The 13,877-nt window shown below is 30.5% G+C and carries 11 protein-coding genes and 1 pseudogene; all 12 read left to right on the top strand.

Annotated features, from left to right (window positions below; genetic code table 11):
* The first annotated feature begins 66 nt into the window (after window positions 1-66).
* Window positions 67-1,875, top strand: a complete 1,809-nt coding sequence (locus VLC96_RS00450; RefSeq protein WP_325259969.1) for a type VI secretion system Vgr family protein — start codon at window positions 67-69, stop codon at window positions 1,873-1,875.
* Window positions 1,876-1,893: 18 nt separating this feature from the next.
* Window positions 1,894-2,064 (top strand): hypothetical protein, encoded by a 171-nt coding sequence (locus VLC96_RS00445; RefSeq protein WP_325259967.1) that lies wholly within the window; start codon window positions 1,894-1,896, stop codon window positions 2,062-2,064.
* Window positions 2,065-2,068: 4 nt separating this feature from the next.
* Entirely contained in the window at window positions 2,069-3,343 is a 1,275-nt protein-coding gene (locus VLC96_RS00440; protein ID WP_325259964.1) for a hypothetical protein, read from the top strand.
* A gap of 27 nt (window positions 3,344-3,370) precedes the next feature.
* Window positions 3,371-4,165 (top strand): hypothetical protein, encoded by a 795-nt coding sequence (locus VLC96_RS00435; protein WP_325259963.1) that lies wholly within the window; start codon window positions 3,371-3,373, stop codon window positions 4,163-4,165.
* A gap of 253 nt (window positions 4,166-4,418) precedes the next feature.
* The gene (locus VLC96_RS00430) at window positions 4,419-4,697 is read left to right on the top strand and encodes a hypothetical protein (protein WP_325259961.1); all 279 of its coding nucleotides are present in this window, start codon (window positions 4,419-4,421) and stop codon (window positions 4,695-4,697) included.
* Window positions 4,630-5,742: a phospholipase effector Tle1 domain-containing protein gene (locus VLC96_RS00425; RefSeq protein ID WP_325259959.1), complete on the top strand. Its 1,113-nt coding sequence runs from the start codon at window positions 4,630-4,632 to the stop codon at window positions 5,740-5,742. The genes VLC96_RS00430 and VLC96_RS00425 overlap by 68 nt, the downstream gene beginning before the upstream one ends.
* Complete coding sequence (locus tag VLC96_RS00420) at window positions 5,729-6,895, top strand: DUF2931 family protein (protein ID WP_325259957.1); 1,167 nt, start codon at window positions 5,729-5,731, stop codon at window positions 6,893-6,895. The genes VLC96_RS00425 and VLC96_RS00420 overlap by 14 nt, the downstream gene beginning before the upstream one ends.
* Before the next feature lie 345 nt (window positions 6,896-7,240).
* Entirely contained in the window at window positions 7,241-8,455 is a 1,215-nt protein-coding gene (locus VLC96_RS00415) for a DUF2931 family protein (RefSeq protein WP_325259956.1), read from the top strand.
* A 366-nt stretch (window positions 8,456-8,821) separates the two neighbouring features.
* Window positions 8,822-10,660, top strand: a complete 1,839-nt coding sequence (locus VLC96_RS00410; RefSeq protein ID WP_325259955.1) for a type VI secretion system baseplate subunit TssF — start codon at window positions 8,822-8,824, stop codon at window positions 10,658-10,660.
* Between the two features lie 186 nt (window positions 10,661-10,846).
* A pseudogene (locus VLC96_RS00405) lies at window positions 10,847-11,680 on the top strand (1,4-dihydroxy-2-naphthoyl-CoA synthase); the annotation flags it as partial.
* A gap of 95 nt (window positions 11,681-11,775) precedes the next feature.
* The gene (locus VLC96_RS00400; protein ID WP_325259953.1) at window positions 11,776-12,291 is read left to right on the top strand and encodes a PH domain-containing protein; all 516 of its coding nucleotides are present in this window, start codon (window positions 11,776-11,778) and stop codon (window positions 12,289-12,291) included.
* Window positions 12,291-13,808, top strand: coding sequence for a PH domain-containing protein (locus VLC96_RS00395; protein WP_325259952.1), 1,518 nt, complete (start codon window positions 12,291-12,293; stop codon window positions 13,806-13,808). The genes VLC96_RS00400 and VLC96_RS00395 overlap by 1 nt, the downstream gene beginning before the upstream one ends.
* The last annotated feature ends 69 nt before the right edge of the window (window positions 13,809-13,877 follow it).

Raw genomic sequence — 13,877 nt, 5'->3', positions numbered from 1 at the left:
TAAGTTCTCTAATAATTGGATTGCTTTAGATTAATTGTAAGGACTAACTAAAAAACAGACATTATCATGGCACATTTTTCAGAACAAGTACAGATAACCATTGGGAGTTTTACTCAAAATGTTGTTTATTATGATTTGAAGCTATCCCAAAAAATGGCAGATCACCATCATTTTTCATTTGTTTGGCAATATACAGGAAAGGCAATAATAACTCCAGAAGAACAAGCAAAAGCATTAAAGAACTATCTGGGAGATGAAGTTATTTTTACTTTCAAGGGTCTTACAGGAATCCGATTGATGAGTAAAGGAATTATTACTGAATTGTCATCAATAGATCTTCACGGAAGCGCGGCTGGATTACATGTCTCAGGTATAAGTCATAGTATTTTTCTAGATGATATGAAAAAATCAAGAACTTATCTTGATCGCGGAATGGATGATATTGTATTGAGTATACTTTCTGAAGGTCCGGGAGAATTTTACCAAAGAGATTCTATTAAGTCAACCTATCTTAAGGTATTTGAATATATGCCGCAGTACAATGAAAGCAGTTTTGATTTTCTAAAAAGACTCGCTAAGCGTTATGGGCAATGGTTTTATTTTGATGGTATGCGTATGCAGTTTGGACAGACAAAAACCAGCAAAGTGAAACTCACTAACGGGGCTTCACTTCATAGTTTTAAAATACAGACCAATATGGCTTCCCATAAAATTTCGTTGACAGGATATGATTATAATAATGGGGGTATTATTCGCAATTCAGCCGCTAAAACCTCGACAGGCAGTAAAGATAATTTTTCATCTATTGTAGGTTACAATCAGGGAACAGTTACTAGTGCAGATTTAAGTACTGGTGCATATACCACAAATGCCCAAGACAAAGACGATATAGACCAAATGACAACACTGCAAACAGCTGCTAGTGATGCCAACAGCGTCTATTATAGCGGAATATCGTATTTTCCGTTAGGAGTTGGGCAAGTGTTTACAATAGTAAACCAAGCCGTAGAACACGAGTTAATAGCTATAGAAGTTATACATAATTCTCAAGTTTACGGAAATTATTCTTGTGAGTTCAAAGCTATTCCAGCCGATGTTGCAGCACCTCATTACACAGATGTGCACGCGTTCGCCAAAGCTGAAACCCAACCCGCTAAAGTAATAGACAATAATGACCCGGACGGTTTAGGAAGAGTTCAGGTTACATTCAACTGGGCCGGAGGCAGCACAAAAAGCGATTGGTTGCGACTTATCCAGCCTCATGCAGGAGCCGGAAAAGGATTTTATTTCATCCCAGAAGTTGATGAGGAAGTCCTCATAGGTTTTGAAGGCGGAAATGCTGAGAGACCCTATGTTATGGGAACTAACTACAACGGAAGCGAAAGTTCCGGATATGCGGATGGTGGCAATAATGTAAAAGCTATTCATACACGAAGCGGAACTAAAATCTTACTGAATGATGGTGAAGGAAGCGTTTTCATTGAAGACCCTAGCGGAAATACCTGGAAAATGGATGGCCAGGGCAATATTGAGGTGAATGCACCGAAGAATTTTACGTTGAATGCGGGGGAGAATGTAAGTATTACGGCAGGGAAAAATGTATCTGTAAGTGCTAGAGAGAATATTGATAATTCTGCAAGTAAAGATATTTCTCAAACTGCGGGTCACGATATTTCTCAAACTGCAGCTGGAAATTTTACTGAAAGTGCTGATAATAAAACGGAAATTATTGAACAAAAACATATTCGAAATTCATTGGAATCAACCCAATATGCAGACAAAATAACTGTTTTTAGTACAAAAGAAAATATGCTTTTGGAAAGTAGTCAAAAAACCGTTGAAGTGAATAGTGCGGAAAAATCAAGTATGTTTTAAACAATTAAAAATCTTTTTATGGCAATTAATAAAAGTGCAAAGAATTTATATATCACAATTGACAATAAATATTATAGTATTTCAAAAACATTTATTGAAACAGCTGAAAAAGTAGAAATAGTTGCGACTGAAGAAAATTTAACATTGAATTCGAATAAAAAAGTTCAAATGAAAGGTAATAAATCATAACAATATGGCAAATATAACGTTTGGAGAACCAAGGTTTATAAAACCAGAATTGAAAGTAAAAGAAGTAGAAAAAAAAGAACCCTATAAATGTACTCATTGTGATGAAGAAATAACTTTAGAACAAATAAAATATGTGATGACTGGGAAAATTGATGGAAAAATTACAGATGAAGCTAACATAAAAAAGGTATTAGAATTCCTAAATAAATACAGAACAAATTATAAATTAGATACATGTTTAAGAAAAGCTCACTTCATTGCTCAAGTAGGAGCAGAGTCAAAATTTAAAAGCACTTATGAGGGGAGTGTTTATCAATCTACTGGTCTTACAATTTTTAATTCAGACAAAATTGTAAGATTCAAAACTAATCAAGAAATAGATGAAACAGTTTTAGAATCATTAAAAGACAACTTAAATTCAATTTTTAAGTTAGTAGATAAAGACGATAAAATAATTACAAAAACAAACGATGAGCTAAAAACATTGCTAAAAACTCAAAAAATAATTATAGACGAAAAAGAGTTATATGGAAAATATATTGGAGAAAAAGACCCTAAAAACAGCAAATTAAAAATTGACAAATTAATAAAAGAAGTTTTCAAATCTGATAATAAAATAGATTACAGAATCTATTTGAAAATTCATCCAGCATTTGGTATTCCACTATTATCAAGAGCATATGCAAATAGAGGAGGAAATAAAGATGAATTAAGTAGAGACGGTTGGAAATTTAGAGGTAAGGGAATTAAACAGGTAACATTTAAAGACAACTATTCAAATTTTACTAAATTTAGAAAAAACAATCCGTTTCCAGATGACCCCAATGGAGATATTGATTTTACTGTGACTACAGATAATGATAAGTTAAAAGGAAATTTTGACAAACTAGCTGACGAAACAATATTTGGCGTACAATCTGCTATTTGGTATTGGATAGAAGGAAATGGCAGTGTATATAAGAATGGGGATTTGGACGATGTTAAAAAAGTTACCGTAGCAATAAATGGAGGATATAATGGTCTTGAAAACAGAGATGAATATATTAAACATGCTAGGCAAGATGATGGTTTAAAAGTCTTTAAACATTACAAACTTGAGCATGAAAATGGAACTAAAGAAGTAAAAGAAACAATAATTAAGAGATTAAAATTTTTATTAGAGACACGAAATCAGAAAGATTCAGCTACAAAGAAAATAGTTAATCTGAAGGACAGTAACGCGCAAATACTTTTAAATGAATTAGATGTAAAAGAAATAAAAAAAGAGGATAAAAAGTAAAACTAAATATTAATAAAATAAATAAAAATGAAATCAAATTTAATATACTCACTAATATTCATTTTTTTTAATTTAAATTGTTGTTTAAGTCAAGTAAGCAAAAAGAAAGTTGTACCCATTAAAATTCATTCTATAATCGATTCTACTTACTGTAATAGCAATACTGAAAAATATTATTTTGAGTTCCCTGACATATTTAATAAAAATGAAATTAATTTTTTCAATAATTCTATAACTATTGATTATTTAAATTATTTGGATATTGAAAAAAAAAGTATAAAACCAAGAGATCTAATAAGGATGGCTATTGTCATACGAAAAAAAGAGTGTAACGATAATAATAATTTTAGTGGATTAATTGGATCAGATTACAAGATTACATTTAACAATTCAAATATATTAAGTATTAGTATGGATTATGAATCACTTGCAGGAAATATAAATATTGATTCTTACTATTATAATTTTGATGTTCCAAATAAAAAACTACTTGTATTTACAGATATTATCAAAGAAAATAAAACAAACGAATTGTTAAAAAAATGCAATCAAATATTAAAAAACAGATTAGATGAACTATATAAAGAGAATAAAAACGAATTAGCAACTTCTGAAATATATCAATCATTAATTCGTTCTAGTAGTTTATTCAAAAAAGAAAATTTGAATACATTTTCAATTCAAAAAAATGGGATTGAATATATTTTTAATTATGGATTTCCAAATGGAATGTTTCCAATAGATAACAACATATTCATTTCATACGATGATTTAAAAATGATATTAAAAGAAGATTTTAAAAAGAAAATAGATATCTATTAATTTTATCACAAACAATTCCCCGACTTGTGCCCGTCTGTGACGAGTACCTACTTAAATCTTAATATAAATCAGAGCGTTTACAATGTGCGTAACTAAAACTGAAGTAACTTTACTAGTGAACTTCTATTTTTTAAGAGTCGCGTTGCAAAGGTTTTACTTAGCGAATATAAGTAAGAAGGTACTCGTCACAGACGAGTACTAGATAAGAGAATCGTGGGGTATTTTTGGAGAGTAGAAGAAGGGATAAAAAAAAGTGGTTGAGGAGCAAATTAAAAATAGCATAAAAGGCAAAAAAGTAAATAAAATTGTTTTTGATGTTTTTGGTTTTAGTCGAGGAGCAGCAGCTGCAAGACATTTTTGTAATGAAGTGAAAGAAAAAGCAAAAATTCAAGCAAAAAGGATAAGAGATCCATATGATCCAAAAGGCATTATTTTATCTCCTACAGAAACAGAAGTGGTAAAACATGCAGGAGGTTATTTGGGCAGTATGCTTGCAAAAAAACAACATCAAACCAGCAGCAGAAACTTATAATATTGAGATTCGTTTTTTAGGTGTTTTTGATACTGTCGTTTCTGATATGGTTGTAAAAGACAACTTGGGCTACAAGGCTTCAGCTATATTCGGCTTACTACCGGCAATTTTTCAGCTAAGTTTGGATAAGATAAAGACCAATATTTCGGGTTTAGGCATACGATCAGCTTTCCATATAGTTGCTAATGATGAATGGAGAGAAAATTTTGCTACTACACCTACGGAAGAAGGTTATACAGTAAAACTTATAGGGGCACATTCAGATATAGGAGGAGGATATGCAGAATTGGATAAATATGAACCTGTGATAGATTATTTTGATTTAGAAGTCAATGATAAAATGACTATGGCAGAAAAAGAAAAAGTAAGACAATTTTATATTAATAACCATTTCTGTCAAGAAGATGAAATTAAATTTATAAATACTTATGATCATTATGAAAAAACTTTTCTTATAGGCAAACTCTATGATCTATATCCAATATATGGTGGTTATCCAATATACAGTAAAAAGGAAGTTAGAACAGCCTCTGATTTTTACCATGACAATAATGCACCACAAATATATGATCCTAAAGTAGGACCACTTATTATGGACAAAAAATCAGATCATTTCGTAATTAAAGATTCCAGATACATTAGCAACAAATACAGTCTTGTACCCATGAATATGATGCTTGAAAAAGCAATTGAAAATAAAGTCCCTTTTTATAAAACTTTTGATGAAGCAAAAAATGCTAAACATAAGGAAGAATATGATTTTTCTTCAGAAAAAATACTTGTAGAATATTTAGACATCATGAAACAAGTAATAAAAGAAAAAAAAGGTGGCACATATCAACTATCTAGTGAGATGTTTGTTACTTTAAGAAACAAATACGCACATCTTTCGGCTAATTATGGTGGTTTAAAAAATGATTTTCTGGATATTAAAACAGGAGACCACCATATACTAAGTAGTGTAGGTTTTGTAAACCAGCCTGTGAAATACAAGATAGAAGGAGATACAGCAAATTATAAAAGAGAAATATATGCAAATAAATAAAATAAGTTTTTTTTTGTTTTTTTTTGGATTACTTTTTTCTTGTCAACCTAAAGATAAGTTTGATTGGGAAATTGGACTTTCCGCTCCTAAATATTATTCAAGTATTCCATCTGTAAGTTTTTATAATAAAGGAAAAATAGTTCACAATGTTTCAACTGATTTCGGAATAGATCCGGGATGGGGAGAAACTTCCGGAGGGTATGCTAGCGGAAGCGAACCAGACGAAATACCTGACAGCCTAGTTGTAAATTGGGATTGTGGCGTTGATATGGTTAGTTATGAATTAAAAACAAAACTACCACGAGAAAAAATGTTGCAATTATTTCAAAATCCTGTCACTGATATTGAAGGTATCGTTCGTCCTTACAGTTTAATAATTGTAGGAACTGCTCCTGGTGGCAATGTAACGGTTTGGATGCGGGCAATAAGCGTATTAACAGAAATAGCCAAATTTAAAGCAAAAGAAATAAAAAAGAATAATCCATACGACAAGGATAGGGTTACTCTATGGACGTCTACTGGAGAGTCTGCAAAAGAAAATTTAATTTATTTAAACCTGCACGGAATTCCTTATTCAGTTTGGCAAAAAGGGGAAAAAGAATACGATTACGATATTGGTTTTACAAGTGAAGGTGAGGATATAAAGAATCTGATCATAACTTCATTTACAAAAGAAGGCAGTTGGTATCAGTCATTTACCGGAAAAGAAAGCGAATCAACAGTTGAGTTATTTAAATGGGATGATTTTAAATATATAGAAAACAATAACCTCGTTAAGAAAGTTAAACTACCAGTTCAATTAAGCATTAGTTGGAGAAACACATCTGATGACATAGTATTGAATGGAGAAGTTTTAATGCCTCAAAATCTAGAAAAATTAATGACGGAATCATACCTAGATAGTATAACTGGTAAATTAGAATATTTTAATAGAATAATTATTGGAGCCTATAAAGGAGGAGGGAGAGGAGTCGTTTGGCTTACAGGTAAAAATAAAAAGACAAAATTGTTAGAATTTATTTTAGATGACGTTGAGAATAAAAATATAAAAAATCATATGTTATATTCTCTTCCCAAAGGATTCAGGTTTCCAAAATGGGAAGGCAGAGAAAAACTAATACCGCCAGATGTTGAATTCTGGCAAGAGAAATAATAGTTAGAAAGTAAAAATAGGGTAATGGGTAACAATATAATAAATAAAATAAACAAAATTTTAGATTTACCGAGAGTATCTTTTTTTTTAATTTTTAGTATAACGATTTTATCTGCAATTATGTTTACAGACCAATATGGGTCTTTTACTACAGAATCATTTCTATTAAGCTCACACTATTTATTGGTGCCATTAGCTATACTATATATTATATCTGGTGTAGTAATCAAGATAGATCTGTATCGAGTTCTTTACTTCATAATTGGGGTCAATTTATTAGTTGTGTCAGCATTAATATTTGGTTTAATGGTTTTTGCCAGTTTATTTAAATCGGGAGAATAAATTATGACTAGATATTTAAATTATTCATTATCGCTTATCCTTTTTCTGCTATTATTAAAATATGTGATAGGTTTTGTTAATAAGAAAATAGACTTAATCGACAATTATAAGTGGGTATTAATAGTCTCATGCCCTAAATTTTATCCTGCTGACAACTATCAGGTTTCTCTTTTAAACAAAAAGGAAAAAGGATATACTTTTGTTAATTCTGAAAATATAGAAGAATGGGGAGGTTTATCTACAGATATTGATAGCCAGACAGGCTATAAATATGTTCCGGATAGCTTAATCGTTAGTTGGAATTGTAGGATAGACATGTTGAGTTATGAATTAAAAACTAAGCTACCATACGAAAAAATGCAGCAGTTTTTTGAAAACCCGATCAAAAAAGATGATACATCTATAATCTCATATAATAAAATTGTTGTTGGGATGGCTCCTGGAGGAAATGTAACTGTTTGGATGCGTGCACAAAATATTTTAACAGTAATTGCAAAATTTAAAGCAGAAAATAAAGGAATATGGAAAGAAAATGACGTAGAATTTAATTCTCACCGCGATGAAATTAAAAACAATAAAGAATTTGCTAATACCGAATTTAACATCTTTCATTATCTACATGGAATTCCTTATTCAGTATGGGAAAAAGGAGAAAAAGAATATGATTATGACGTGGGGTTTACCAGTGAAGATGAAAGTTCAAAAATTAGTATATTAACTTTCTATACAAAATCAGGAGTCATTTTTCAACCAGATACATTTTCTGGATCTCCTTTTACAATAGATAAATCAAGTTGGAATTTGTCGAATTTTAATCCTAACAATAATAAGGTGAAAAAAAATCCTTTACCCATTATGATGCAGGTAGAAATAGAGAATTTAAAAAATCCTAAATTATATCATGCAACTTCGGTGGTTTTACCAAATGATTTTGAAAAATTATATAAACAGCAATACTTAGATTCCATAACTGGTAAAAAAGAAAATTTCGATAGAATTATTATAGGAATTAAATCAGGTGAAAATATTGGATTAGTATGGTTAGAAGGCAAGAATAAAAGAATAAAGGTAATGGAATTCAAATGTTTTATACCTAAAATGAATGGTACAACTTATGAAAGTGGTGGATATTCCCTTCCAAAAGGATTCAACTTTCCAAAATGGGAAGGCAGAGAAAAATTAATACAGCCAGATATTGAGTTTTGGCAAGAGAAATAAATAAGAAATATATGCAAACAAATAAAATAAGTTTTTTTCTGTTTTTTTTGGATTGCTTTTTTCCTGCCAGCCAAAAGAAAAATTTGATTAGCTGCTAGGCCTTTCCGCACCTAAATATTTTCGTGAAATTATCTTTTAGATAATGACTTCAATAGAGAGTTTAAAGAAATTGTCTGTAGACTACATGGTTGATAATAAATATGATTTTTCGTCTATTTATATTTATGGGGAAACAAAAGATTTAAAACACATCTTAAGTACTGTAAAACTTTTGTTGATATAACAATTTTTGTAAAAAAAAGTTGCTTAATTCGATATGTAGTCTTTAATTTACATATTTAACTTTTAATAACAATCAAACAGATAATGAGACAAGAGCGAATAAAAGACAGAGTGTTAAAAAGAGCTGCAAGATCATGGGGCTTTTCAGATGTGGAGATGGAAACATCTTTTGATCCAGTAGTTTCAATGATGCTTAATGCATTGTCTTACGAATTAGAAAAAGTAGCCCATGAACTTGAGGATTCTAAAACCCGAATTGTGGAGAGAGTTTTAGAAATTATGTTTCCCGAGGTTACATCTGGGACAAAACCTTCCAGAGCCATCATGCATGCTTCTCCAATTGATAATAATATGAAAATTTCCCTGCAAAACCAAATGATGGTTAAAAGGAGAATCCATAATATTTATAATCCATTGGCACCAATTAGCAAAGAAATTGTTCTTTCGCCTACATTGGAAGTTAAATTGTCTTCTGCTGAAATAAAATATATTGCTTACGAGAGAAATCTCTATGAAATTTCAAATCTATTTTATAAAGATACTGTTAGAGATTATAGACATTCTGTGCCTTCAGGGGAAGTTTTTTTAGGTATTGAATTAAAAAATACCAATACATTGGAACTGGAAGATTTAATGTTATACATCGACATTAAAAACACACACCAGAAAGAAATGTTTCATTACTATTTAAAGCAAATGAAATGTGTTCATGACGATATTCAAATTACAGTGCAAGAAGGATACAATGTTGCAGTAAACGATATTGATATAGAGAGTATTATCAATCGTAATTATACGCATCTTAGTGAAGTTATGCAGGAAGTAAATGAATTTTATTTTGATAATTTTTATACATTAAAAGGAACATTAAGGCACAAACCAATTAAAGAATATAGCTCAGAATACAAACATTTTTATGAAATAACAAATAGTAATGACAATCCCATTATTTGGATAAAATTAATCTTTCCAGAATCGTTAATTCCTCAAATATTAGATAATGTATCTTTTACTGCAAATTGCTTTCCAGTTATCAATAAAAAAAGGCATACTATCAATAAAACCTTAGGGAATTTTTTATCATATGTTGCTCTTGAAACTGACAATAATATTTTTCTGGATGTCGATACTGTGGTTGATGGATACAATAATCATTACGAAATAAAGGAATATAAAGAAGGTTTCTTAGAAGAAGGAAATGCAGTATTGCGAACCGGAGGAGTTTCCAGATTTGATTCAAGAAGTGCCTCTGAATTACTTCAAAATGTATTGGATTTATTGAAAGATGAGAGTTCTTCTTTTGCAGGTTTGGGTAAAGATTTCATGAATAGTTCATTGGTTGAAATCAACCAGTTGTTAGCTTCTGTTGAACAACAAGCCAAAGAAAGTAATTTTTCAAAAAACAATGATCCTTATTTAATGATTAAACCTAAAATTGACGAATCTATCGGAAAATCATTTGCCATAAATTATTGGTCAACTTGTGCAGAAGAAGGGAATGACATCAAAGCCGGAACTGTATTAGAATCCAATGATGATTTGTTTTTTGTGAGTAAAGAAACAGTATTGGTTACTAATACCGTTGGTGGAAAAAACAAACAAAATAACAAAGACCGCATATTGAGCTACCGCAATGCTTTACTGACACGTGGAAGAATCGTAACCTTTGCTGATATAAAGGCTTTTGGATTTAACCATTTTAAGAGTTGTATAACCGATATTAAAATAGAAAAAGGAACTCGAAAAGAAATGGCAGTAAAAGCGGGTTTTAGCCGAACAGTAGATATATATTTAAAAATAAATTCGGTTGAAAAAGAGTATTTGTCAGGTACAGAATGGGATTATTTATGTGAAAGCTTCATGAAAAATCTAAAGAGCAAATCTTCAAATGTATTTCCCTATCGGTTGTTTATTGAAGATTAATTTTTAATAAAAATATTAATTAAAAATTGCATTCCTCAATCAAAATAAATTGATAAAACTCATAATCAACCACATTAATAATTTCTTATACAATTCAGAAAAATTACCAATTCACTAAAAGTATTTTTTACTTTTAAAGATGTAAAAAAATGACTTATTTTTACAGTAAAATAATTTAAAAATAAAAGAATGGATTGGATAACCGCTAGAGAATTTGAAGATATAACTTATAAAAAATGCAATGGTGTTGCGAGAATAGCATTTAACAGACCTGATGTACGCAACGCTTTTAGACCAAAAACAACTTCTGAATTATACCAAGCTTTTTATGATGCTCAGGAAGATACCTCAATTGGTGTGGTTTTGTTGTCTGCAGAAGGACCATCTTCAAAAGATGGAGTATATTCTTTTTGTAGTGGAGGTGATCAAAATGCCCGTGGACATCAAGGATATGTTGGGGAAGATGGACAACACCGATTGAATATTCTGGAAGTACAGCGCTTAATTCGTTTTATGCCAAAAGTTGTGATTGCAGTAGTTCCGGGTTGGGCTGTTGGTGGTGGACATAGTTTACATGTGGTTTGCGATATGACTTTAGCAAGCAAAGAACACGCTATTTTTAAACAAACTGATGCTGATGTTACCAGCTTTGATGGTGGATATGGATCAGCATATTTAGCAAAAATGGTGGGGCAGAAAAAAGCACGTGAAATTTTCTTTTTAGGTAGAAATTATTCAGCTCAAGATGCTTTTGAAATGGGAATGGTAAATGCAGTTATTCCGCACGCTGAACTAGAGGATACTGCATATGAGTGGGCTCAGGAAATTTTGGCAAAATCTCCAACTTCTATCAAAATGTTGAAATTCGCAATGAATCTTACAGACGACGGAATGGTGGGGCAACAAGTTTTTGCAGGTGAAGCTACCAGATTAGCATATATGACCGAAGAAGCTAAAGAAGGTAGAAATGCATTCCTTGAAAAGCGTAAACCTAATTTTGAAAAGAAATGGTTGCCATAGGAATTTGAATTGTTCAACATTGAAATTATAAAACTGGGGTTTAAAGTATGAGGTAATACTCTAACTTTAAACCTCAAACTTTAAAAATACAATTAATGGAAGATTTTATTAATGAAACCATAGACACTACCAAACTTCCTAAATTTGAAGAAATACAATTTTCGAGTTTGCATACTGATTATTGGAAAGTAAAACTGCTTAATTTAGCTGTATTTTTTACGATTCTCGGAATAGCAGCAGGAATTGTACTGTATTTAAACGAGGATTTTTTACCGTTTATTTGGGAATTAAGCATTTTGTATATTGTCTTGTTGATAGTAATTCTTTTATTATCAAGAATAAGTTTTAAAAAAATGGGATTTGCATTTCGTAATCATGATGTATTATTCAGACACGGAATCATTGCAACCAATACCCTCGTGATTCCTTACAACAGAGTGCAACATGTAGCTCTTCATGAAGGATTATTTTCTCGTTTTTTTGGTTTAGCAAAGGTTGAAATTTACACCGCTGGCGGGAGTTCTAGTGATATTCATATCCCTGGAATTGCCAAAGAACAAGCCGAAAATATTAAGCAATTGTTGATGGGCAAAATTCAAAAACAATTATAATGAATCAGGATTTCAATCAGCCTCAGAGACAGTCTATTGTTGGGATTCTTGTAATGTTTGCATATTCATTTCAAGGATATGCCAAAGCTTTTTGGCCTCTTTTAGTGATTTGGCTTTTTAAATTTAATGAAATTAATAAAATATATTTCTTTGGCGGAATTCTATTAGTTTTAGGAGGAATTGGAATTATTTCGTATCTAAAATATCTGAATTTTACTTTTTACATTGATCAAGAGAATGATGAGTTTATTATAACTGAAGGTATTTTCAATAAAACCAAAACAACCATTCAGCTAGATAAAATTCAACAAGTCAATATTAACCAATCTTTAATTCAACGATTGGTAGGTGTTTATGAATTGGCCGTTGATACTGCTGGTTCCAATAAAAAAGAGGCTGATATCAAAGCAATTTCACATGATTTGGCATTAAGTTTAAAGGCTCATTTATTATTGAATGAAAGAAAAAAAACAATTGATAACAATGAGATTGGATCTTCAATAGATGTTTTAAATGAAAGAAAAATTGTTGAAGAAACACATTTCATAAAAATCAGTTTTTTGAGCCTGTTAAAAATTGGAATTACTTCAAATTACGTAAAAAGCTTTTTTATAATACTGGCTTTTTTTATTTCTCTTTTCGACCATATCAAACAATTTACCGGCAGAGACATTCTACATGATGAAAAAATTGAAAATTATGTAGACAAGAGCCACATATTTAGAATTTTGCTGCTGCTATTTATTATTTTCTTTACAATTGTTATTATTGTAAACTTAGTTAAAACGATTTTTAAATATTTTGATTATAAAATTGCCCGACAAAAAGGATCTTTGTTACTTTCTTATGGATTATTAAATACCAAAAGCACTATTTTGAAACCTGAAAAGGTGCAGGTTACCAGTATTACCCAAAACTTTTTTCAGAAAAAAATGAACGTATTGGGACTTAAAATATCTCAGGCAACAGGGGGTGAAAATGAAGATCATAAACTTGCAATAGAAATTCCGGGTTGTAATGATTTTGAAAAAGATGAAATTTTAAAACTTATTTTTCAAATGATTCCTGAAAAAGGTATAATGCTAAAACCTAATTTTAGAAAACTTGGATTTTCATTATTCCTCTCCATTGGATTACCATTGATAGCCTATTATTTTGTTAGAAATTTGATAATGGATCAATTTCCAATGATGGATTACTTTGTGTCGTTTTTTGTTGTTTTTATAGCGGTAATTCAGTTCTTTTTATTCAAAAATAATCGACTTTATATCCATGACAACTTTATAATCCTTCAAAGCGGTGCTTGGGATGTTACGAATAGAATAATCAAACCAAGTAAAATTCAGGCAATTACTACTTCACAGCTCTTTTGGCATAAAAATATAAACATTGGTTCATTAACTTTACATACTGCTGGTGGAAATATTAGTTTTCAATTAGGTAATTTTGCAGCAATAAAACAATACATCAATCTCTGGCTATATCGTATGGAGACTTCAGATAGTAATTGGATGTAGAACAAACAATTTGAGGCTATTTAATTTCTTTAATTATAAAACTTTTTAAAATATTATAACAAATAAATA

The sequence above is a fragment of the Flavobacterium sp. genome, from assembly GCF_035456085.1.
Taxonomy (GTDB): Bacteria; Bacteroidota; Bacteroidia; order Flavobacteriales; family Flavobacteriaceae; genus Flavobacterium.
This window is presented reverse-complemented; position numbering and strand designations above follow the sequence as displayed.